This window comes from Burkholderia mycopellens (genome assembly GCF_964265025.1).
Lineage (GTDB): Bacteria > Pseudomonadota > Gammaproteobacteria > Burkholderiales > Burkholderiaceae > Burkholderia.
On the sequence record NZ_OZ183802.1, the window covers coordinates 1,697,345 to 1,718,064 of the forward strand.

A 20,720-nucleotide genomic window follows, 5' to 3' on the forward strand; every position below is an offset into this window, starting at 1 on the left:
AATGTCCTTCGTTCTCGACGATCGGGGGATTTGAATTGTTGAAAATCGCGTATCAATTGATTGCTATTTCGCGATTTCGCCATTGCGGCTTGCATATGTCGCGATAATTTCGCGCAATTCAGGGAGGAATTGAGATGGTCGGAACATTGTTATCGATCTGTCAAATAATTATTGAATGAATCGAATTGGCCGGGGTGCAATGAATGTGTTAGCGACGGGCGCGCGTGCCCTTTGACGGCCACGTCCTGGCCATCCAATCCGGTCTCGTTGTCGCTGCGTGCGTGGCGCGCCGTGCGTGTGCCGCGCCGGAGCATGACCGCCATCGGTGCGTCGCCCGTCGAAGAGCGGCAGCGGTCATTGCGCACCGGAACACCGGTCGCCGGCCAGGCTTGTATATAATAATCATTCTCATTTACAAAATCGTTGACGCGTGCGCACCCCGGAACCCGGCCATGTCCGCTGACAAGCTGCTTCTTCATCGAGAAATCGACGCTCTCTACACCGGCCACCACGCGTGGCTGCGCGGCTGGCTGAGCCGGAAGCTCGGGTGCGCGCATCGCGCGGCCGATCTCGCGCACGACACGTTCATGCGCCTGCTTGCGCGCGACGAGCCGATCGGCGCCGACGAGCCGCGTGCGTTCCTGACGACGGTCGCGCAGCGCGTGCTGAGCAACCACTGGCGGCGCGAGCAGATCGAGCGCGCGTATCTCGATGCGCTCGCGCTGCGCCCCGAAGCGCATGCGCCGTCGCCGGAGGAGCGGGCCGTCGTGCTCGAGACGCTGCTCGAGATCGACCGGTTGCTCGACGGCCTGCCGCTCGCGGCGAAGCGGGCGTTCCTGCTCGCGCAGCTCGACGGGCTCACGCAGGCCGAGATCGCGCGCGAACTCGGCGTGTCGCTGGCGACGGTGAAACGCTATCTCGTGAAGGCCGGCACGCAGTGCTTCTTCGCGATGGCGGCCTGACCGATGGCCGCCCCGGGAGTGCCGGCGGTGCCGCCGCAGGTTGCGCGTCGCGCGGTCGAATGGTGGGTCGACCGGCAGGCCGGCCGTACCGACGAAGCGTTCGACGCCGCGCTCGCGCGATGGCGCGCGGAGGATCCCGCGCACGACGCGGCATGGCGCCACATCGAGACGATGCAGCGCAGGTTCGGCGGGCTGGCAGCCGGGCTCGACCCGCAGGCCGCCCACGCGGCGCTGCTGCCGCCGCGTGCGGGCCGCCGCCGTGCGGCCGTGAAGACGCTGGCCCTGCTGCTGTTCGCGGGCGGTGCCGCATGGATGGCCGAGCCCGCGCGGCGGGCGGCGATCTGGCCGGCGGACCTGCGCACGGCGGTCGGCGAGCGGCGCACGGTGACGCTCGCGGATCGCACGGTCGTCGTCCTCGATACCGACACGGCGCTCGACGTGCGCTTCGACGATACGGTGCGCCACTTGCGCCTGCTGCGCGGCACGGTCATGGTGACGAGCGGCCACGACGATCGCGTGCCTGCGCGGCCGCTCGTCGTCGCGACCGCGCAGGGCGAACTGCGGCCGCTCGGCACGCGCTTCGCGGTGCGTCAGCGCGACGGCGCGACGCGTGTCGAGGTGTTCGCCGGTGCCGTGCGCGTGCGGCCCGACGATGCGTCGGCCGGCGCGCGCGTGATCGCGGCCGGAGAGGGCGCGGATTTCACGCGCGACACGATCGATGCGCCGGCGCCGCTCGATGCGTACGCGTCCGCGTGGACGAGCGGCATGCTCGTCGCGTCGCGCATGCGGCTGGCCGACCTCGTCGCCGAACTCGACCGCTATCGCCGCGGCAGCCTGCGCTGCGCTGCGGCCGTGGCCGACCTGCGCGTGTCGGGCACCTATCCGCTCGACGATCCCGCGCGCGTGCTCGACACGCTGAAGGCGACGCTGCCGATCGACGTTCACTACCTGACGCGCTACTGGGCGACGGTTGTGCCGGCCCGTTCGTGAGCGCGTCAAAATTTTTTTCGCCGACCTGAGCTGTTTCTCGATGGTCGCGTGACATGGGTAATGAAAGCAGCACTGGCCCATCGTCCACCGACTTCCCGATCATGGTTTCCATCCGTCTCACGTATCGGCGCCGTCCGGCGCCTGCCCGACATCTGCCGCGCGCGTCGCGCGCGGCTGCACCCGCTGCACCGGGTCGCCTCGCGCGCCGGCTGGCCGGCGCCGTCCTGGTGTCGGCGCTGCTGCCGCTGCCCGCGCTGGCCGACACCGACGCCGATGCGGCGCCGGCCGCGCAGCGCGCGGCGCGCCGCGCGTTCGACATTCCGGCCGGGTCGCTCGAAGCGGCGCTGAACCGGTTCGGCCGCGACGCGGGCATCCTGCTCGCGTTTCCGGCCGAGCTGACCGCCGGCCTGAAGAGCGGCGGCGTGCAGGGCCGCTTCGACGTCGATGGCGCACTCGACCGCCTGCTCGCGGGCACCGGGCTCGTCGCGTTGCGACAGCCGGGCGGCGGTTATACGCTGAAGCGCGCGGACGGTTCGGTCGCGCGGCCCGTGGCGGCCGGCGCGGCCGCAGGCGCCGAGTTGCCCGCGATCAATGTGCGCACGAGCGCGCTGCGCGCCGAAAGCTATCGCGCGCCGAAGGAAGCGGGCGTGCTGCGTTCCGAGATCCCGCTGCTCGATACCGCGCAGGCGGTCAACATCGTGCCTGCGCAGGTGTTGCGCGACCAGCGTCCGCGCAACCTGGACGACGCGCTCGGCAACGTCAGCGGCATCACGCAGGGCAACACCCTCGCGGGCACGCAGGACACGATCATGAAGCGCGGCTTCGGCGGCAATCGCGACGGCTCGGTCATGCAGAACGGGATGCCGCTCGTGCAGGGGCGCGCGTTCAACGCGGCGGTCGACAGCGTCGAGGTGCTGAAGGGGCCGACGTCGCTGCTGTACGGGCTGATGGACCCGGGCGGCGTGGTCAACGTCGTTACCAAGCAGCCGCAGCTCAAGCGCTACAACGCGATCTCGCTCGGCGCGTCGACGTTCGGGCACGGCAAGAACGGCGGCAGCGCGACCTTCGATTCGACCGGGCCGGTCGGCGATTCGCGGCTCGCGTACCGGCTGATCGTCGACCAGTCGAACGAGCAGTACTGGCGCAACTTCGGCGAATACCGGCAAACCTTCGTCGCGCCGTCGCTCGCGTGGTACGGCCGCGATACGCAGGTCGCGGTGTCCTACCAGTACCGGAAATTCCATTCGCCGTTCGATCGCGGCACCGCGCTCGACCCGCGCACCAACGCGCCGCTCGACATTCCCGCGCGGCGGCGCATCGACGAGCCGTTCAACAACATGGACGGCGAATCTCACCTCGCGCAGTTGAGCGTCGATCACCAGTTCAACGCGGACTGGAGCGCGCATTTCGGCTACAGCTACAACCGCGAGACCTACGACGCGAACCAGTTGCGCACGACGGGCGTCGATCCGGTGAAGGGCACGATGACGCGCAGCAACGACGCGACGCACGGCTCGCTCAGCACCGACAGCTACGGGATCGGCTACGTGAACGGCAAGCTGATGCTGGGCGGGATGCAACACGACGTGCAGGTCGGCTTCGATACCGAATACCGCCGCATCTACCGCAAGGACATGCTGCGGCAGGCCGTGAAGACGCCGTTCAGCTATCTCGATCCCGTCTACGGGCTGCTGCCGCCGTCGAGCACGGTGTCGGCGAGCGACAGCGACCAGACCGACACGCTGCACGATGCGTCGGCGTTCGTACAGGACACGATCCACCTGACCGACAAGTGGATCGTGTCGGGCGGGTTGCGCTACATCACGTACAACCAGGTCGCGGGGCGGGGGCGGCCGTTCGTCGCGAACACCGATCTCAGCGGCTCGAAATGGCTGCCGCGCGCGGGCGTGGTCTACAAGTGGACCGACACGTTCTCGCTGTACGGCAGCTATTCGCAGTCGCTGAAGCCGTCGTCGTCGATCGCGCCGATGACGGGCTACATCATCGACGGCGCGACGCCGCCCGAGGAAGCGACCGCGTGGGAAGTGGGCGGCAAGCTCGACCTGCCGGGCGGGATGACGGGCACGCTCGCGTTGTTCAACATCGACAAGAAGAACGTGCTCGTGTCGCAGTACAACGACGCAACCAAGCTGACCGACTGGCGCACGTCGGGCAGGGCGCGCTCGCGCGGGATCGAGCTCGACGTGTCGGGCAAGCTCGGCGAGCGCGTGAACGTGATCGCGAGCTACGCGTACATCGACGCGAAGACGACCGAGGATCCGCTGTACACGGGCAACCAGCTGTGGAACGTCGCGCGTCACACGGCGTCGCTCGCGGCCGTCTACGACTTCGGCACGGTGGCGGGCGGCGACGACCTGCGCATCGGCGCGGACGTGCGCTACGTCGGCGCGCGGCCCGGCGATTCGGCGAACAGCTTCACGCTGCCTTCGTACGTGCTCGCCGACGCGTTCGCCACGTACGACACGCGGATCGGCAAGCAGAAGCTGTCGTTCCAGCTCAACGTGAAGAATCTCTTCAATCGTACCTACTACCCGTCGAGCGCGAACCGTTACTTCGTCGCGATCGGCGACGCGCGACAGGTGTCGCTGCTCACCACGCTGCAGTTCTGACCACGCAATCGCCGCGCGGCCGTCACGGCGGCGCGCGGCTTCGGAGAAGATCCAGATGAAACGGAACATGAAGACCGGCGCCGTGCGCGCCGTTGCCGCCGGCGCGCGGCGTCGCGCATTACGCGCGATCGCGGGCTCGGTGCTCGCGATCGGCGCGGGCCTCGGCCTCGGCGCAGGTGCGGCCGCCCCCGCGTCGGCAGCCGATGCACCGCCGGCCGTCACGCGCGTCGCGATGCTCGTGCAGCTGCGCGGCCCGAACCTGAAGGTCGACGAGCGCATCGGCCAGCATCTCGGCGAACGCGGCTATGCGGTGCGGCTGATCGACGAGTCGGCCACGCCCGATGCGGCGCGCGACGCCGACCTGGTCGCGATCTCGTCGACGGTGTCGTCGAAGAACGTGCGGCCCGGCTGGCGTACGCTCGACAAGCCGCTCGTGACCTGGGAAAACGACCTGCTCGACGATCTCGCGATGACGGGCAAGCGTCATGACGTCGACTTCGGCGAAACGGGCAAGGAGCGCTACCTGTGGCTCGTCAATGCGCCGCACCCGATCTCGGCCGGGCTGCCGGCCGGCGCGACGAACGTGTACGGCAAGCAGGCGCCGATGAGCTGGGGCAAGCCGGGGCTCGGCGCGATCACGATCGCGACCGTGTACGGTCAACCCGACAAGGCCGCGATCTTCGCGTACGAGAAGGGCGCGACGATGGACTACGAAGCGCTCGCGCCGGCGCGCCGCGTGATGTTCTTCCTCGACAACGACACGTTCGTGAACCTGTCGCCGGCCGGGCTCGCGCTGTTCGACGCGGCCGTCGACTGGGCGGCCGGGCGGCGCTGATCCGCCACGGCTACGGCGTCGCCGGGCGTGCGACTCAGGCGGCCTGCGGCGGCGAGCGCCGCCGCGACGCCGCTTCGATCAACCGGGCCAGCACCTGCGCCGGTTCCGACATCGTCCGCCGCGCGCGATGCACGAGCCCGATGTCGCGGTGGAACGTATGGCGCCCGAGATCGATCGCGCGCACGCCGGCCGGCCAGCGGCGATAGACGGCAGTCTGCGGGACGATCGCGACGCCGACACCGTTCTCGACCAGCTTGACGATCGCGTCGAGCTCGTCGAGTTCACAGGTGTCGCGCGCCGGGATGTGCATCTTCCTCAGAAAACGGTCGACCTGGCGGCCGCCGAACGACGCGCGGTCGTAGCGCACGAACGGCTCGCTCGCGAGCAGCGCGGTCCAATCCTTGCCCTTCACGCTGCGCGGCACGATCAGCCGGAACGGTTCCTGCACGAGTGTCGTCCAGTGCAGGTCGCTCTGCAGCGAAAACGGCGGCCGGATGATCGCGGCCAGGTCGATCTCGCCCGCATCGACCCGGTTGACCAGCTCGATCGACAGCCCCGGTATCACGCGCGTGCGGCACGCGGGATGCCGGCGATGGAACTCGGCGAGCGCAGCCGGCAGCAGCGCGCTCTGCACCGACGCGATCGCGCCGATCGTCACGCGCACGTTGGCAGGCGAACCGGGGGCCGTCGAGCTCAGGTTCTCGTACAGGCCGATCAGCGCCTGCGCCTGGTCGAGCACGTGATGACCGCGCTCGTTGAGCCGGGCCGAGCGGCCTTGCCGGTCGAACAGCGCGAAGCCGAGCTCGGCTTCCAGACGCTGCATCTGCGCGCTCACGGCCGCCTGCGTGAGCCCGATGCGATTGCCGGCCGCGGCGAACGTGCCTTCCCGGGCGACGGCGACGAGGGTTTTCAGTTCGCGGATCATTCATCAATTCCATTTGTGAATGAAGAAACTATATATTGATTTAATTTCTGATTGACCTTGGCTACCATGGCGCCGTCCTCGCGCCACGCGAGCGTTCCATCACGAGGCAACCATGAGTCTTTCCCCGTTTCACCTGGCGATCCCGGTCTACGACCTGCCGGCCGCGCGCGATTTCTACGGCCGTGTGTTCGGGCTGGCAGAGGGGCGCTCGAGCGCGCAGTGGGTCGACTTCGACTTCTACGGGCACCAGCTCGTGATCCACGAGCATCCGAAGACCGCGTCGCAGGAAGGCGCGCATACGAATGCGGTGGACGGTCACGACGTGCCGGTGCCGCATTTCGGGATCGTGCTCGACTGGCCGAGCTGGGAAGCGCTGGCCGAGCGGCTGAAATCGTTCGGCGTGACCTTCGCGATCGAGCCGTATGTGCGGTTCCAGGGGCAGGTGGGCGAGCAGGCGACGATGTTCCTGTTCGATCCGTGCGGCAATGCACTCGAATTCAAGGCGTTCCGCGACATCGGCCAGTTGTTCGCGAAGTGACGGATCGGGCGAGTCTGCGCCGATTGAAATTGGGTGCGAGAATGCGGCCTCCGGCCCGGCTGCGCGCACGCGCGCCGGCCGGCGCCGCGCCGCACGGCATCCGTCCGTGCGCGACGTTCTCCAAGGAACCCGTATGGACAGTCACATCGCTCCGGTGGAGCTGAAGAAGGCCTACCGTCTCCTCAACCACGGCCCGACCGTGCTCGTGTCGGCCCGCCACGATGGCGTCGACAACGTGATGGCCGCCGCATGGGCGTGCGCGCTGGACTTCCTGCCGCCGAAGCTGACGGTCGTGCTCGACAAGACCGCGAAGACGCGCGAGCTCGTCGAGCGCAGCGGCACGTTCGTGATCCAGGTGCCGACGGCCGCGCAGATTCGGCTCACGCATGCGGTCGGCAGCCACAGTCTCGCGGAGCGGCCCGACAAGCTGCGCGAAGCGGGCGTCGCGCTGTTCGACGTCGAAGGCCACGATCTGCCGTTCGTCGCCGGATGTTCGGGCTGGCTCGCGTGCAAGCTGATTCCGGAGCCGCACAACCAGCAGGCCTATGACCTGTTCATCGGCGAGGTGGTCGCGGCGTGGTCCGATACGCGCGTGTTCCGCGACGGCCACTGGTATTTCGAATCGGCCGATCCGGCACTGCGCAGCCTGCACTACATCGCGGGCGGCAATTTCTATGCGATCGGCGAATCGCTGCACGTCGATCCGGACGCGAAATAAGCGCCGGGCGGGCTGCCGGTTCAGCCGATCCGGGCGCGCGGTTCACGCGCGCTTGTTCAATTCCATCAGCATGGTTTCGGCGAACGCCTGCGCGACGCGCGGCAGCGTGCGGCCGCGCTTCGTGACGAGTGCGATCGGCCGCACGAACGCGGGGTCGTCGATCGGCTTCGCGACCAGCTCCGGTTCGGCGCGCACCTCGCGCGCGGTCGCCGGCAGGATCGTCACGCCGAGGCCGCCGCGCACCATCGCGACGGCCGTCATCATGTAGGTCGGTTCGCACGCGATGTCGGGCGTGCAGCCGGCCGCGTCCAGCGCGGCATCGACGACGCTGCGCACGCTCGTGCCCTGCGCGGTGAGCACGAGCGGCACGGCCGCGACGTCGGCGGTGCTCACGCGGCGCTTGCGCGCGAGCGAGTGATCCTTCGGGCATACGGCGACGAGCCGGTCGGCGCCCGCATACAGCACCTCCAGCGACGTATCGAACGCGTCGCCGCCGGTCAATCCGAGATCGGCTTCCTCATTGCGCACGAGCGCGGTGACGAGGCTCGCGACGCCGTCGCGAATCTCGAAGCCCGCGCGCGGCACGTCGCGCCGGAACGACTGGATCAGCTCCGGCAGCATGCTGGATGCGAAGGTCGGCAGGCACGCGAGCCGCACCGTGCCGCTCGTGCCTTCGCCGAGCGCGCGCGCATCGCGCAGCACGCGCTCCATGTCGTCGAGCGAGCGCTGCAGTATCGGCAGCAGCTCGCGCCCGGTCTGCGTGAGCGCGACGCTGCGGCTGTTGCGGTCGAAGAGGCGCGCGCCGACGATCTCCTCGAGCCGGCGGATCTGCACGGTCAGCGCCGGCTGCGACAGATGCAGCCGCGCGGCCGCGCGCGTGAAGTTGCCGGCGTGCGCGACGGTGACGAACGCGCGAATGTCGCGAAGGTTCAGATCCATAACGGCTCGTGATTGCCGCGATCAAATCATTTCAATTGTGCTATCGCTGCGCCGACCTTACGCTCGTCTCCAACAAAAGACAAGGTAGGAGACACGGATGCTGCCGTTACTCGGGCTTGGCACGATCGTCGTGCTGCTGGCCGCGATTCTGTCGAAGCGGATGTCGCCGCTCGTCGCGCTGATCATCGTGCCGATCGCCGCATCGCTGATCGGCGGCTTCGGGCTGCACACCAGCAAGTTCGTCATTGACGGGCTGAAGGGGCTCGCGCCCGTCGTCGGGATGTTCGTGTTCGCGATCCTCTATTTCGGGACGATCACCGACGCCGGCACGCTCGACCCGATCATCGACCGCATCCTGCGCGCGGTCGGCACGCGGCCGACGCGCATCGTGATGGGCACGACGCTGCTCGCGCTGCTGATCCACCTCGACGGCTCCGGCGCCGTCTGCTTTCTCGTGACGATTCCGGCCGTGCTGCCGCTGTACGACCGGCTGAAGATGGACCGGCGCGTGCTGGCCGCCGCGGTGTCGATGGCCGCGGGCATCAACTTCCTGCCGTGGACGGGGCCGATGATTCGTGCGTCGGCGTCGCTGCACCTGCCGGTGTCGGCGCTGTTCAATCCGCTGATCCCGGTGCAGGCGATCGGGCTCGTGTTCGTGTTCGGCGTGGCGTACTGGCTCGGGCGGCGCGAGGAGAAGCGGCTCGGCCTGTCGCGCGACGATGCATCGGTTCCGCTGCCGAAGCGCGAGCTGACGCCCGACGAGCAGGCGCTGCGCCGGCCGCACCTGTTCTGGTTCAACCTGGTGCTGACGCTCGTCGTGCTCGGCACGATGGTTGTGATGGGCGAGAAGATCCCGCCCGCGATCATGTTCATGGTCGGGCTGTGCATCGCGCTGATGGTGAACTACCCGGACGTCGACATGCAGCGAAAGCGCATCGACGCACATGCGCGCGCCGCGCTGATGATGGCCGGCATCCTGCTCGCGGCCGGCGTGTTCACGGGGATCATGCAGGGCAGCGGGATGCTGAAGGCGATGGCGCAGGCGGCGGTCGGCTTCGTGCCGCCGTCGATGGCCGGCCACATTCCGGTGGCGCTCGGCCTCGCGTCGATGCCGCTCAGCATGCTGTTCGATCCTGATTCGTTCTACTTCGGCGTGCTGCCCGTGATCGCGGAGGTGGCCGGCCAGCTCGGCGTGCCGGCCGTGCAGGTCGGACAGGCCGCGCTGCTCGGCCAGATGACGACCGGGTTCCCGGTCAGCCCGCTGACGCCCGCGACCTTCCTCGTCGTCGGCCTGTGCGGCATCGAGCTGGCCGAGCACCAGAAATTCACCTTCCCGCTGCTGTTCGGCGCGTCGATCGTGATGACGGTCGCGTGCGTCGCGCTGGGCATCTTTTGATCTTTTCCGGCGGTGAAATCCGCCGGACGACGGTACGGACATGACAGCAAAGCAACCTGAACGGCGCGTGCGCATCGGCGCGGGCGCCGGCTACTCGGGCGACCGGATCGAGCCCGCGGTCGAACTGGCCGCACACGGGCAGCTCGACTATCTCGTCTTCGAATGCCTGGCCGAGCGCACGATCGCGATCGCGCAGCAGGCGCGGCGCAAGGACCCGGCACTCGGCTACGACCCGCTGCTCGATGCGCGGATGCGCGCGGTCTTGCCGGTCGCCGCGCCGAAGGGCGTACGCATCGTGTCGAACATGGGCGCGGCCAATCCGCGTGCGGCCGCACGGCGCACCGCACAGATCGCGCAATCGCTTGGCCTCGCGAAGCTGAAGGTCGCGGCGGTCGAAGGCGACGACGTGCTCGACGTGGTGCTGCGCGGCGCATTCCGCTTCGAGGAATCCGGCGACGACGTCGCCGCCTATCGCGACCGCATCGTGTCCGCGAACGCGTACCTCGGCGCCGCGCCGATCGTCGATGCGCTTGCGGCCGGCGCGGACGTCGTGCTGACCGGGCGCGTCGCCGATCCGTCGCTGTTCGCCGCGCCGCTGATCCACGCGTTCGGCTGGCGGATGGATGACTGGGACACGCTCGGGCAGGCGACGGTCGTCGGCCATCTGCTCGAATGCGCGGGGCAGGTGACGGGCGGTTATTTTGCAGACCCCGGCTACAAGGACGTGCCGAACCTCGCACGGCTCGGGTTTCCGATCGGCGAAGTCGCGGCCGACGGCGCGGTCGTGATCACGAAGGTGCCGCACGCGGGCGGCCGCGTGAGCGCGGCGACCTGCAAGGAACAGCTGCTCTACGAGATTCACGACCCGGCGCGCTATCTGCAACCCGACGTCGTCGCGGATTTCACGCGCGTGGCGGTCGTGGAGGAGGCGATCGATCGCGTGCGCGTGACGGGCGGGCGCGGCACCGCGCGGCCCGATACGCTGAAGGTGTCGGTGGCTTACGTCGACGGCTGGATCGGCGAAGGCCAGATCTCGTACGGCGGCCCGGGCGCGCTCGAACGTGCGCGCCTCGCGCTCGAGATCGTCCGCGAGCGGCTGGCGTTGACCGGCGTCGCCGCGACCGAGTTGCGCTTCGACCTGATCGGTGTCGATTCGCTCTATGGCGACGCGACGCCGGCCGTGCGCGGCGAGCCGGCCGAGGTGCGCGTGCGGGTGGCGGGCCGCGCGGCGAGCGCCGATGAAGCGGCGCGCATCGGCAACGAAGTCGAGACGCTCTATACGAACGGCCCGGCCGGCGGCGGCGGCGCGTTCAAGTCGACGCGCGAGGTCATCGCGGTGCAGTCGGTGCTGCTGCCGCGCGCGGCCGTGACGCCGTCGTTTTCATTCGTGGAGGCATGATGCAACTGCGTGAACTGGCGCATGCGCGCACCGGCGACAAGGGCAATACGCTGAACGTGTCGGTCATCTGCCGCGATCCGCGCCACTACGATCACCTGCGCATGCATCTGGATGCCGACGCAGTGAAGGCATGGCTCGCGGGCATCGTGCATGGCGACGTCGTGCGTTACGAATTGCCGGCGCTCGGTGCATTCAATTTCGTGCTGCGCGATGCGCTCGGCGGCGGCGTCACGCGTTCGCTCGCGCTCGACGCGCACGGCAAGTCGGTCAGTTCGGCGCTGCTGGCGATCGAGGTGCCCGACCCGACGTAACGGATGTCGCCGCCGCGGGCGGGCAAGCGCTTACGGAATCAGCAGTTCGCGAAGGCCGTTGGCGTGCTCGATGCGTTCGCCCGCGATGGGCAGGCGCTGATCCCGGCGATAGTCGTAGACCGCACGCGACGCGGCGAGCTGGTCGAAATCGAGTTCGACCGCATGGCGCGATTCGGTATGGCCGGCCTCGAAGATCAGGTTGCCGAACGGATCGGCCGCGAGGCTGCCGCCCGCGAACACGACGTCGTGCGTGCTGCCGCCGACGCGGTTGGCGACTACCGCGAACACCTGGTTCTCCATCGCCCGCGCCGTTGCCGACGTGCGGTGGACCGGGCGGTACGGCTCCATGTTGCCGTCGGTGATGAGGATCAGCTCGGCGCCGAGTGCGGCGAGCGCGCGGCCGGTTTCGGGGAATTCGTTGTCGTAGCAGATCAGCAGGCCGATCCGTGCGCCGCGCCATTCGATCGTCGCGTAGCGGTCGCCGGGCAGGACGACGCCGCGCTCGCTCACCCACAGGTGGGTCTTGCGATAGCGCAGCGCGATGCCGTCCGGCGTGACGAACACGGTGGTGTTGTAGAAGCGGCCGCCGTCGTTCTCGATCAGCCCGACCACGACTGCCACGTCGTGTGCACGCGCGGCCGCGATGATCGCGCCGACGCTCGGGCCGTCGAGCGGTTCCGCGCATTCCGCGAGGTTGGACGGATCGAGGAAGCCGGTAAGCTGCGCTTCCGGAAACATCACGATGTCGGTGCCCGGGGCGCAGGTGGCGATCGCTTCGAGCGTGCGCTGCAGGTTGTAGTGCGTGTCGCCGTCGCGGCCGGCGAGTTGGACGATATCGAGCTTCAGTTTCATGGCGATGTCGGTGGCAGGGGCCCGTCGCCGGTGGCGCCGGAAGGGAGGGTAAGGAGGCCCCAGTATGCGCCGAAGCGGCGGATTTCCCATCCCGCCGGCGCGTTAACCCGTCAGGGGTATTGATCCGTGACGCCGCCAGTGGCGGCGAGCGCTGGCCCGCGAGACCCGCGACGCGTGTCAGGTACCGGTCTGTGCGTTCAGGAACAGCGAGAACAGCTCCGATTGCGAGTTGATGGCGAGCTTTCCGTAGATGTTGCGGCGATGCACCTTGACCGTTTCGGCGGAAATCGACAGCTTGTTCGCGACTTCCTTGTTCGAGCGCCCGCTCAGGATCAGCCGGATCACGTCGAGCTCGCGTGCGGTCAGCGGTGTGCCGAGCCGCGCCATCGCCTGCTCGAAGCCGTCGTGCGCGCCGGGCCGGCGCGACGGCGCAGCGTCCGCGGATGCAGGCTCGAACGCGAGCCGCTGCCGCATCAGCGCGGCCACCCACGGCCGGATCAGGTCGAGCAGCGCAACCTGCTCGGGGCTGAAGCGCCGCTTGCTGCCGAGCGACAGGCACAGCGTGCGCGCGTCGTCGAGCACGACGTTGAACTGCACCTCGTCCTCGACGACGTTGTGCGTGAAATAGCGCGTGTAGTACTCGGTATCGCGGAAGCACTCGGGCGCAACGTCGGACAGCCGGAACAGGCCGCTCTTCGGTGCGTCGCGGTTCGCGATGTAGAACGGGTCGAGCTGGTACAGGCCCTGCACGTAGTCGCGGAACAGCGGGTCGGGGCCGCCGCCCTCGTACGGGCATTCGGCGAACACCTGCGGGCGGCCGTCGCCGAACGTCAGCGCGACCCAGCTGTCGACCGCGACGTATTCCTCGATCAGCCGGATCAGTGCCAGCCAGAAGCCCGGCTGATCGAGCGACTCGATGAGCCGCCCGACCGAGCGGTGCCATGCGACATCCTGCAAGGTGAGGTTCATGCGTGTTCCGGGTCGGGCGGGACCGGTCGGGGCGCATCGTGCCGTCGTGCCGTACGCATCGACCGGATCCTGGAATGAAGTACGAGATCGTAACGCCGGACGACGCGGATGGCGAGGCCGCGCACCGTCTCCGTCTCCTGATAAGCTATCGCGATTCCGAGAGGGAGCAGTCGTCGACTCCCAGTGCCAATACCAATTCCAAGACCGATAGCGATATGACAACGATGCCTTTGATGGGCCAGCCGCTCGACACGTTGATGAATCGGCTCGAAGCCGATCTTGAAGAAAGCGACTCGAGTCGCGCGAGTGACCTTGCGGCAAGACTGCGGGCCCAGCCGTTGCGTGCCGATTCGCTCGACGCGATCGCACGCCTGCACACACTTTGGATGCACGCCGGCGATCCGGCCGCTGCGCGCGCCGTGCTCGATGACGACGGCGCGGCCGTGCATGACGCGGCGCCACCCGACGCGCGGCCCGATATCCGCATGCAGCTCGCGCTGTACCGGCTGCAGGTCGCCCGGCACCTGGGCGAGAACGACGCCGTCACGCACGCGATCGGCGAGATGCACGACGTCGTGCGCACGTCGCCGACGCTCGATGCCGATCGTTTCGTCCGCGCACGCATTCTCGATACGCTCGAATACGATCACGCGGAGCACGCGCTCGACGCGATCGAACTGCGGCATGCGTTGAATGGCGCGCTTGCCGACCGGGCCGCGTTTCGCGCGTGGGACGAGGCGAACCGGCAATGCCTGCGTGCGTGGGCGCTGCGGCGGCTCGGCCGGGACGACGACGCGCGGGCGGCGGCCGAGGCCGCGGTGGCGGCCGTCGCGTCGGCAGGGGCGGACCAGGACATCAATGCCGATGACTGGCTGCGGATCGGCCACGCGATGATCGAGATTGCGCCGCTGCAGTTCGACACGATTCGCCAGGCCGTCGAGTCGCGCATAGCCGACTGGGCACTGCCGCCGCGCCGCGAGGCCGAGGTGAGGCTCGCGCGGCTTGCCGCGCGCGCGGCATACGCGCAAGGCGATCTCGATGGCGCGCTCGCGCGTTGCGAGATGGCGCGTTACAGCCTCGAGTCGGACGGCGGGGATGATTTCATCGAATACGAGCTGCCGTGGTTGCTCGAGGCCGGCCGCTTCGACGACGCGGGGCGGTGCGCGTTCTTCCACGTGTACCAGCTCGAAAGCAGCATGCTCGACCGGGTGGGGCGGATCATCCATGCACGCCTTGCCGAGCCGACCGATACGTCGGTCTGGTGGCCGCTGTGCGCAATGCGCGCAGCCGGTTTCGAGCCGACGCTCGAGCGGCTCGTCGAGCTCGGCGCGCAAGAGCGCGATGCGCTGGCCGCGCGTTCGCCCACGCATGGCGAGATTTTTGCCGCGCTGGGCTCGCTCGACGGCGATGCGTTGCGTTACGCGGTGGCCGACGCCGCGCGCGAGGTCGCGCTGCGGCGCGCGCCCGGTCATCCGTGGATCGCGCGGCTCGCGGCGGTCTACGATGGCGAAACCGGCCGCATCGACGCGACGACCCAGGCCGCGCGCCTGCTCGCCGCCGCGCAGGAAGGCGAGATGCACGACAACCGCACTGCGATCATGCTGACCCAGGCGCGCATTGGCGCGCTGGGCGTCGCCGCCGCGCTGAAACTGCCGCTGCCGCCGTCGCTGCGCAGCGGCTTGTGGAGCTACGTATTCTCGGCCCGGGTCGAGGACCTGGCCGAGGAGGCGATCGATGCGCTGCCGGCCGCAGAACAGGCGCCGGTGCGCGCCGACCTTCAGCGCCTGCGGATCGCCGCCTACGAGCAGGGCCGCGCGTGCATGGAACGCTTCTTCGAAACCGGCAAAGGGCACCCGTACGACGCGTGTGCGCACCTGTATTCGATGCTCTGCAACAACCTCGCGATTCTCTACCGCGACGAGGACCGTTACGACGAGGCGCTGGTCCTGCATCGCAACGGGATTGCGGCGAGCTCGTTTGCCGAGCATTACTCCGGTGTCCGCTACGTGCTCGCCTGCCAGGGCAAGGACGACGAGATGGTCGAGGCCGCCGAGCAGCTCTGGCATTACGCCGCCGAATACGGTTTCAGCCGGCATGACCCGAACTGGTACGTGCGCGACGTGGTGCGCGCGCTGTATCGCCTCGATCGTTGCAACGAACTGCCGATCTGGCTGGAACGCCTCGTCGGCTGGCAGCGGGAACACGACCAGGTCGACGGCAGCCTGCCCGACGAGGCGCTGATCGCCCGCTTCGTGTTCGCGTCCCACATGGCGGCGTCGCATCCGGACCAGGCGTCGGCGCTGTACGACGCCGCGCGCGGGCAGGCCGATACGTCGAGCGATCTGGACGTGCTGATCCGGGCCGCCGATGCGGCATACGAACTGGGCCGCCGGTCCGATGTGAAGTATTTCTACGAGCGCGTGCTTGCCGGCAACCGGCACGCCGCCGAGCCGCTCGACCTGATGGAAGACGTGATCGAGCGACGGATACGGGAGGCCGATGCGCCGGCCTCGCCGGATTCACCGACCGCCGCGCCGAACAAGCGCTGGTGGAAGTTCTGGCAATGACGGCAGCAGATCGGCGGGCCGGCTACGCGCCACGCAACGCGCTGAACGCCGATGCGCTGAAAGCGGCGATTGCCGCCCGCAGCACCGCGCGGGGCGACGCCGACGCGGTGCGCGCGTGGCTGCTCAACCATTTCTACCGGCATGTCGTCGCGAACTTCGAGCCCGCGCGCACGATCGGCTCGCTCGACGATGCGCGGCAGGCGCTCGGCCACGCCGTGCCGTCGGCGTGGGTCGCGCGACGCTTCGGGCCCGGCGCGAAGACGATCGGCGAAGCCGACGCCGGCAGGCAGGCACCCGTCGTCTGGGTCGACCCGTCCGATCCGCGTCTCCTCGCACTCGAAACCACGCTCGTCGAGTTTCTCGAGTCGCGCAAGGGAACCGGGCTCGAGGGCAAGCTCGACCGTGTCAATTGCCCCCAGGCGCTCGCGATGTGGGAACGCGAGCATGCGGAGATGGCGTCCCGGATCGCGCGCGGCTGGCGCGAGAGCCAGCCCGATGCGCTGCGCACGTGGTGCGAAACCGCCAACGGACGCTTTGTCGAATTCCTGCCCGACAGCCCGCTGCTGCGCGCCGAAATGGCGTTCGAGAGTTACGTGATGCGCCATTGCCTCGGCCAGTTCGCGGACCGGCAAGCGCTGGCGGGCGGCTACGGCGGGCGCTATGCGGAAGCGATCGAAGCGCGCCGGCTGCGGTTGCTGAGCTTCCGGGATGCGGGCGGCCAGCCGCACATCACGATCAGCGTCGAGGTGCGGGCGGACGGCGGCCTCGACGTCGATCAGGTCAAGGGCAAGCAGAACCGGCCGCCGGTCGAGCGCTACGTCGACGACGTGCTGGCCTGCCTCAATGCGCTGGGGACGACGGATCGCACGCCGCCCGACTGCATCGCGCTCGGTGTCGTCCATACGCCATCGGGGTGGTGCAGGATCGAGGACGTGACGGATGCCGCGTCGCAAGCGCGGCTCGTCGCGCGCCATCCGCAATTGTTCGGGCGGCTCGCCGAGCCGACGCCGACCGTCGAGTGGCTGGTCGCCGCGCGGCAGCCTGAACTGCTGCAGGCGTGGCCGCCGCGTGCCGGTTCGGTGCGTTACGCGGTGCGCGCGACGCTGGCGCCGGCCGTGCCGTCCGCACCTGAGGACGCCGCGCCTCCGGCCTTTGCAACCGAGGACGTGCACTGGCCCGGTTACGTCGCGCCGCGTGGCGTCGGTGTCGCGCAATGACGGGGCGAAGACCATGATATTCAAGGTGATCATTGCCCTGTTCGTGCTGTGGCGCATCGTGCGCTACTTTCGCCGGCGCGGTGGGCGCTATTCGGCCTTGTCGGCCCGCAAGCATTGGGCGCTGCTGCTCGCGCATCCGTACGTGGACGCGACGGAATTCTCGGGTTTCGATGATGCGGACACGAGCCACCTGAACGAGACGTCGCGCAAGTTCCTGCGTGCCCAGATGCTGCACCAGATGGAGTTGCGCACCGACGCGACGGACGACGATGCGCGCGCACATCTGGCGCGCGTGCTCGAGACACAGTGGTTTCGCGCCGACCTGCATGCGCTGCAACCGACCGACGACCCGCGTGCGGCGCTTGCGTTCGCCTGTGCGCGGATGGCGTTCCTCGCGCGCGTGGCGATGCTGATGGGCTGGACCGAACGGGACACCGCTTGGCGCGTGTTGTTGCTCAACGCGCAGCGCGCCCAGGATTGTTTCGACAGCTGGGCGGATTTCGGCCACGCCTACGTCGCGGGCCGCAAGCAGTGGGTGGCCGGATTTCGCGCCGATCCGTTTGGCAAGGCGTTCGACGATGCGACGCTGCAACGCTGGCTCGCACCGGGTGACGGTGCGTGGGGGCAGGCGCCGTGGCCTGGGCTGGCGGCGTTCGATCCCGAGCCGGTCGCGCAACCGCGTTGATGCGTGGATACCGCCGGTCGTTTTCCCGGGCATCGCTTTTTATCGCTATCGACACTGACATGATTTCATCCATTCATCCCCTGGTGCGACGCCTGGTGCTGTCCGTCACGTGCGCGGTGCCTGCGTTCGTGTTGCCGGCTGCGGCGCACGCGATCCAACCGGCTGTCGCCGACCCTGTGCTGCGTGCGTTCATCCATGACACTTACGGCAATTGGCGCGCGGACCGCAAGGGCTGGCAGGCGGATGCGGACGATTTTGTCTATGCGTCTTGCGGCTCGCTGCGCGTGGCAACGGCCGACGGCCCGCGCACCCTGCTCGCGATGTGCGGCGAGACCGCGGCAGCGGTGCAGAACGGGATGCCGGGCATGGATTCGGACGCGACGACCGGCACGATCGACCTGTACGTGCTGAAACCGGCGGCCGACGGCAAGACGCTCGAGCCGGTCATGAAGAAAACGGAGATCGCGTCGGGCGGGCGCGGCGAGCCTGGCACCGTGCGCATCGAGCGGCTCGGGCCGCACCTTTTCGGTTTCGTCATCGGCGAAAGCGACACGCGGCAAGGCTATTCTCAACGCTTCCGCGCGATCTGGCTGCCGGTCGGCAATGCACTGGTGCTGGCGGCGGCGCGCATCGACGAGGCGCTCGACAACGCTGAGTCGACCGAATGTGCGAACGCGCGGGCGCGCTGCGAGGAACGTCGCTTCGAGATCGCGCCCGACACGACCGGCGCCGGCGACGTCTATCCGCTGACGGTCACGGAAACGGGCATGCGCGGCGACAGGGCGATCCGCGCGCGCCATACGGTGAAGTTCGACGCGGCGCGTGGCCGCTACGTCGTGCCGAAGGCATTGCGCGAAGGGTACTGATCCTTCGCGCGCGGGAACGGGCGGCGTTGCGCCGCCCGCGCATCACACGTACAGATACCGCACGAGGTGGAAGAACACCGGCGCGGCGAAGCAGATCGAGTCGACGCGATCGAGCATCCCGCCGTGGCCCGCGATCATCGAGCCCCAGTCCTTGGTGCCGAGCGAGCGCTTGACGGCCGACAGCACGAGGCCGCCGACGAAGCCCGCGATCACGATCGCGAGCGAGATGCCGAACGCCGACCCGAAGCTGAACGGCGTCACGCGATACAGCGATGCGCCGCACAGCGTGGCCAGCAGGCCGCCTCCGATGAATCCTTCGATCGTCTTCGACGGCGACAGCTGCGGCGCGATCTTGCGCTTGCCGAACAGCTTGCCGACCACGTACTGCAGCACGTCGCTGATCTGCACGACGAACAGGAAGAAGAACAGCAGCAGCGCGTTCTGCCCCGTGTAGTGCGGAATGTCGAGGATCAGCACGGCCGGCGCATGGCTCAACCCGTAGACGCACACCATCAGCGCCCAGTTGATCTTCGCGTTGCGGCTCAGGAATTCGCGGGTGTCCTGCGTGAGCGCCGACACGAGCGACATCGCGAAGAACAGGTGCACGGGCACGAAGATCGAATACATCCCGTACCAGTTGATCCCGAGCAGCAGGTACTGCACGGGGATCGCGATGAAGAACGCGATGAACAGCGTCGTATGGTCGCTCGCGGTGGTGGGCGTGAGCGTGATGAATTCACGCAGCGTCAGGTAGGACAGCACCGCGAACACCAGATACGTGATGTTGTTGCCGAGGCCGATCGCGATGGCCATGATGGCGATCATCGCCCACCATGCGCGGATGCGCTGGTTCAGGTTGACGATGGTCGCGTTCGTGCCGCCGCTGCGTGCGCCGAGGATCGCGCCGATCACGGTCGCGACGACGAGCACGCCCGTGACGCCCGCGACCAGTTCCCAGAAAATTGTTCGCATATTTGATATCCGGAAAGGGAGAAGAGGGCGCCGCGTTCAGCCGGCCGGCCGTTGCGGCGGCGCGAGCGAGACGACTGCGTCGCGCATGCGGGCGAGGAAGGTCGGCTTGTCTTCCTGGGCGCCGAGCGCTTCGTTCGCGCCGAAGTGCACCTTGCAGATCAGCGGCACCGGCCAGATCGCGCCCTTCGGCATGATCCGTTGCAGGTTCTCGAGATAGACGGGCGCGAGTGCGACGTCCGGAAACTCGGTCGCGAGGTGGAACAGCCCGCTCTTGAACGGCTGCGGCAGGATCTCCGCGCCGCGCGTGCCTTCCGGGAAGATGATGATCGAATGGCCCTGCTTGAGCGCGTCGCGCACCGGGTCGAGCGGATCGCCGCCCGATTCGCGGTGGCGGTCGATCAGCACGACGTTCAACAGCTTTTGCGCGATGTGGCGCTTCATGTCGCTGCTGTCCCAGTAGTCGCGCGCGGCGACCGGCCGCACGACCGCGCGCACGTTGCGCGGCAGCGCGGCGAGGATCGCGAGCGTGTCGATGTGGCTCGTATGGTTCGAGAAGTAGATCTTCTGCGTCGGCGACGGCGGCGCCTGATGCCAGACCGGATACGCGCCGGCGACGAGCCGCACGATGGACAGCAGGAAATCGCGCTGCCAGACGTTGAGGATGTTCATCGGCGCTGCGCCTCCTGCCTGCCTGCATGGCCCGCTGCGCGTGAGCGGCGGGCGGAGCCCCGGAATGCCGGCGCGGCAGGATGCGCGCCGGACGGCCCTTGTTTAAATTTTTTCAAATTCGTGGCTGCCTGTCGCAGGTCCGCGATAATCGGACGATTCGCCGTCTCACGCTGATGCGTCGCGGCGAATGAGCCGGCCGGCGGCGTGATAATCGGCTGTTGCACGAGTGCCCGTTTGCAGTTCGAATGGATCTCGCTGCGATCGGGCCAGCGGATTATCG

At 68.4% G+C, this 20,720-nt stretch carries 20 protein-coding genes; 13 read left to right on the plus strand and 7 right to left on the minus strand.

Going from position 1 to position 20,720, the window contains the following annotated elements:
- Positions 1 to 149: 149 nt before the first annotated feature.
- Positions 150 to 479 (minus strand): hypothetical protein, encoded by a 330-nt coding sequence (locus ACPTTC_RS07890; protein ID WP_423392105.1) that lies wholly within the window; start codon positions 477 to 479, stop codon positions 150 to 152.
- On the opposite strand from ACPTTC_RS07890, the gene ACPTTC_RS07895 reads away from it, so the two are divergent.
- From ACPTTC_RS07895 to ACPTTC_RS07910, 4 genes are read left to right on the plus strand one after another with little or no spacing between them, the layout of a single operon-like run.
- On the plus strand, positions 453 to 962 hold the full coding sequence (locus ACPTTC_RS07895; protein ID WP_175953068.1) for a sigma-70 family RNA polymerase sigma factor: 510 nt from the start codon (positions 453 to 455) through the stop codon (positions 960 to 962). The genes ACPTTC_RS07890 and ACPTTC_RS07895 overlap by 27 nt on opposite strands.
- A gap of 3 nt (positions 963 to 965) precedes the next feature.
- On the plus strand, positions 966 to 1,952 hold the full coding sequence (locus tag ACPTTC_RS07900) for a FecR domain-containing protein (RefSeq protein ID WP_423392106.1): 987 nt from the start codon (positions 966 to 968) through the stop codon (positions 1,950 to 1,952).
- 53 nt (positions 1,953 to 2,005) lie between these two features.
- Entirely contained in the window at positions 2,006 to 4,582 is a 2,577-nt protein-coding gene (locus ACPTTC_RS07905) for a TonB-dependent siderophore receptor (protein WP_423392107.1), read from the plus strand.
- A 55-nt stretch (positions 4,583 to 4,637) separates the two neighbouring features.
- Entirely contained in the window at positions 4,638 to 5,417 is a 780-nt protein-coding gene (locus tag ACPTTC_RS07910; protein ID WP_423392108.1) for a hypothetical protein, read from the plus strand.
- Between the two features lie 34 nt (positions 5,418 to 5,451).
- On the opposite strand, the gene ACPTTC_RS07915 is transcribed toward ACPTTC_RS07910, so the two are convergent.
- On the minus strand, positions 5,452 to 6,342 hold the full coding sequence (locus ACPTTC_RS07915) for a LysR family transcriptional regulator (RefSeq protein ID WP_423392109.1): 891 nt from the start codon (positions 6,340 to 6,342) through the stop codon (positions 5,452 to 5,454).
- A gap of 112 nt (positions 6,343 to 6,454) precedes the next feature.
- Here ACPTTC_RS07915 and ACPTTC_RS07920 point away from each other — a divergent pair, with 112 nt between their 5' ends.
- Complete coding sequence (locus tag ACPTTC_RS07920) at positions 6,455 to 6,880, plus strand: VOC family protein (protein WP_166896550.1); 426 nt, start codon at positions 6,455 to 6,457, stop codon at positions 6,878 to 6,880.
- Positions 6,881 to 7,013: 133 nt separating this feature from the next.
- Positions 7,014 to 7,598 (plus strand): flavin reductase family protein, encoded by a 585-nt coding sequence (locus ACPTTC_RS07925; protein WP_423392110.1) that lies wholly within the window; start codon positions 7,014 to 7,016, stop codon positions 7,596 to 7,598.
- 42 nt (positions 7,599 to 7,640) lie between these two features.
- Here ACPTTC_RS07925 and ACPTTC_RS07930 read toward each other — a convergent pair whose 3' ends face one another.
- The gene (locus ACPTTC_RS07930) at positions 7,641 to 8,537 is read right to left on the minus strand and encodes a LysR family transcriptional regulator (RefSeq protein WP_423392111.1); all 897 of its coding nucleotides are present in this window, start codon (positions 8,535 to 8,537) and stop codon (positions 7,641 to 7,643) included.
- Positions 8,538 to 8,634: 97 nt separating this feature from the next.
- Here ACPTTC_RS07930 and ACPTTC_RS07935 point away from each other — a divergent pair, with 97 nt between their 5' ends.
- Genes ACPTTC_RS07935 through ACPTTC_RS07945 form a run of 3 tightly spaced genes read left to right on the plus strand, consistent with a single transcriptional unit; the run spans position 8,635 to position 11,643 of the window.
- Complete coding sequence (locus ACPTTC_RS07935) at positions 8,635 to 9,933, plus strand: CitMHS family transporter (protein ID WP_423392112.1); 1,299 nt, start codon at positions 8,635 to 8,637, stop codon at positions 9,931 to 9,933.
- A 40-nt stretch (positions 9,934 to 9,973) separates the two neighbouring features.
- The gene (locus ACPTTC_RS07940) at positions 9,974 to 11,332 is read left to right on the plus strand and encodes an acyclic terpene utilization AtuA family protein (protein WP_423392113.1); all 1,359 of its coding nucleotides are present in this window, start codon (positions 9,974 to 9,976) and stop codon (positions 11,330 to 11,332) included.
- Positions 11,332 to 11,643, plus strand: a complete 312-nt coding sequence (locus ACPTTC_RS07945; RefSeq protein WP_226198032.1) for an AtuA-related protein — start codon at positions 11,332 to 11,334, stop codon at positions 11,641 to 11,643. Before ACPTTC_RS07940 ends, ACPTTC_RS07945 begins: the two co-directional genes overlap by 1 nt.
- Positions 11,644 to 11,673: 30 nt before the next feature.
- Here ACPTTC_RS07945 and ACPTTC_RS07950 read toward each other — a convergent pair whose 3' ends face one another.
- Together ACPTTC_RS07950 and ACPTTC_RS07955 are read right to left on the minus strand one after the other, a co-directional pair.
- A complete protein-coding gene (locus ACPTTC_RS07950) occupies positions 11,674 to 12,495 on the minus strand; it encodes a carbon-nitrogen hydrolase family protein (protein ID WP_423392114.1) in 822 nt (273 codons plus the stop codon).
- 177 nt (positions 12,496 to 12,672) lie between these two features.
- Entirely contained in the window at positions 12,673 to 13,464 is a 792-nt protein-coding gene (locus ACPTTC_RS07955; RefSeq protein WP_423392115.1) for a response regulator transcription factor, read from the minus strand.
- 215 nt (positions 13,465 to 13,679) lie between these two features.
- Here ACPTTC_RS07955 and ACPTTC_RS07960 point away from each other — a divergent pair, with 215 nt between their 5' ends.
- From ACPTTC_RS07960 to ACPTTC_RS07975, 4 genes are read left to right on the plus strand one after another with little or no spacing between them, the layout of a single operon-like run.
- Positions 13,680 to 16,031, plus strand: coding sequence for a hypothetical protein (locus ACPTTC_RS07960; RefSeq protein WP_423392116.1), 2,352 nt, complete (start codon positions 13,680 to 13,682; stop codon positions 16,029 to 16,031).
- Positions 16,028 to 17,248 (plus strand): hypothetical protein, encoded by a 1,221-nt coding sequence (locus ACPTTC_RS07965; RefSeq protein WP_423392117.1) that lies wholly within the window; start codon positions 16,028 to 16,030, stop codon positions 17,246 to 17,248. The genes ACPTTC_RS07960 and ACPTTC_RS07965 overlap by 4 nt, the downstream gene beginning before the upstream one ends.
- Positions 17,249 to 17,261: 13 nt before the next feature.
- Positions 17,262 to 17,933, plus strand: coding sequence for a DUF1266 domain-containing protein (locus ACPTTC_RS07970; protein ID WP_208454960.1), 672 nt, complete (start codon positions 17,262 to 17,264; stop codon positions 17,931 to 17,933).
- Positions 17,934 to 17,992: 59 nt separating this feature from the next.
- Positions 17,993 to 18,799, plus strand: coding sequence for a topoisomerase IV (locus tag ACPTTC_RS07975; protein WP_423392118.1), 807 nt, complete (start codon positions 17,993 to 17,995; stop codon positions 18,797 to 18,799).
- Positions 18,800 to 18,841: 42 nt separating this feature from the next.
- Here the strand turns inward: ACPTTC_RS07975 and ACPTTC_RS07980 are convergent, their stop codons facing one another.
- Positions 18,842 to 19,771, minus strand: a complete 930-nt coding sequence (locus ACPTTC_RS07980) for a phosphatidate cytidylyltransferase (RefSeq protein ID WP_175971775.1) — start codon at positions 19,769 to 19,771, stop codon at positions 18,842 to 18,844.
- Positions 19,772 to 19,807: 36 nt separating this feature from the next.
- A complete protein-coding gene (locus ACPTTC_RS07985) occupies positions 19,808 to 20,440 on the minus strand; it encodes a lysophospholipid acyltransferase family protein (RefSeq protein WP_423392119.1) in 633 nt (210 codons plus the stop codon).
- Positions 20,441 to 20,720 lie beyond the last annotated feature (280 nt).

What these genes read in the sequence shown, in the direction of transcription:
- ACPTTC_RS07895 (WP_175953068.1), top strand. Translation starts at nt 453, where the DNA reads ATGTCCGCTGACAAGCTGCTTCTTCATCGAGAAATCGACGCTCTCTAC.
- ACPTTC_RS07890 (WP_423392105.1), bottom strand. Translation starts at nt 479, where the DNA reads ATGAAGAAGCAGCTTGTCAGCGGACATGGCCGGGTTCCGGGGTGCGCA.
- ACPTTC_RS07900 (WP_423392106.1), top strand. Translation starts at nt 966, where the DNA reads ATGGCCGCCCCGGGAGTGCCGGCGGTGCCGCCGCAGGTTGCGCGTCGC.
- ACPTTC_RS07905 (WP_423392107.1), top strand. Translation starts at nt 2,006, where the DNA reads ATGGGTAATGAAAGCAGCACTGGCCCATCGTCCACCGACTTCCCGATC.
- ACPTTC_RS07910 (WP_423392108.1), top strand. Translation starts at nt 4,638, where the DNA reads ATGAAACGGAACATGAAGACCGGCGCCGTGCGCGCCGTTGCCGCCGGC.
- ACPTTC_RS07915 (WP_423392109.1), bottom strand. Translation starts at nt 6,342, where the DNA reads ATGATCCGCGAACTGAAAACCCTCGTCGCCGTCGCCCGGGAAGGCACG.
- ACPTTC_RS07920 (WP_166896550.1), top strand. Translation starts at nt 6,455, where the DNA reads ATGAGTCTTTCCCCGTTTCACCTGGCGATCCCGGTCTACGACCTGCCG.
- ACPTTC_RS07925 (WP_423392110.1), top strand. Translation starts at nt 7,014, where the DNA reads ATGGACAGTCACATCGCTCCGGTGGAGCTGAAGAAGGCCTACCGTCTC.
- ACPTTC_RS07930 (WP_423392111.1), bottom strand. Translation starts at nt 8,537, where the DNA reads ATGGATCTGAACCTTCGCGACATTCGCGCGTTCGTCACCGTCGCGCAC.
- ACPTTC_RS07935 (WP_423392112.1), top strand. Translation starts at nt 8,635, where the DNA reads ATGCTGCCGTTACTCGGGCTTGGCACGATCGTCGTGCTGCTGGCCGCG.
- ACPTTC_RS07940 (WP_423392113.1), top strand. Translation starts at nt 9,974, where the DNA reads ATGACAGCAAAGCAACCTGAACGGCGCGTGCGCATCGGCGCGGGCGCC.
- ACPTTC_RS07945 (WP_226198032.1), top strand. Translation starts at nt 11,332, where the DNA reads ATGCAACTGCGTGAACTGGCGCATGCGCGCACCGGCGACAAGGGCAAT.
- ACPTTC_RS07950 (WP_423392114.1), bottom strand. Translation starts at nt 12,495, where the DNA reads ATGAAACTGAAGCTCGATATCGTCCAACTCGCCGGCCGCGACGGCGAC.
- ACPTTC_RS07955 (WP_423392115.1), bottom strand. Translation starts at nt 13,464, where the DNA reads ATGAACCTCACCTTGCAGGATGTCGCATGGCACCGCTCGGTCGGGCGG.
- ACPTTC_RS07960 (WP_423392116.1), top strand. Translation starts at nt 13,680, where the DNA reads ATGACAACGATGCCTTTGATGGGCCAGCCGCTCGACACGTTGATGAAT.
- ACPTTC_RS07965 (WP_423392117.1), top strand. Translation starts at nt 16,028, where the DNA reads ATGACGGCAGCAGATCGGCGGGCCGGCTACGCGCCACGCAACGCGCTG.
- ACPTTC_RS07970 (WP_208454960.1), top strand. Translation starts at nt 17,262, where the DNA reads ATGATATTCAAGGTGATCATTGCCCTGTTCGTGCTGTGGCGCATCGTG.
- ACPTTC_RS07975 (WP_423392118.1), top strand. Translation starts at nt 17,993, where the DNA reads ATGATTTCATCCATTCATCCCCTGGTGCGACGCCTGGTGCTGTCCGTC.
- ACPTTC_RS07980 (WP_175971775.1), bottom strand. Translation starts at nt 19,771, where the DNA reads ATGCGAACAATTTTCTGGGAACTGGTCGCGGGCGTCACGGGCGTGCTC.
- ACPTTC_RS07985 (WP_423392119.1), bottom strand. Translation starts at nt 20,440, where the DNA reads ATGAACATCCTCAACGTCTGGCAGCGCGATTTCCTGCTGTCCATCGTG.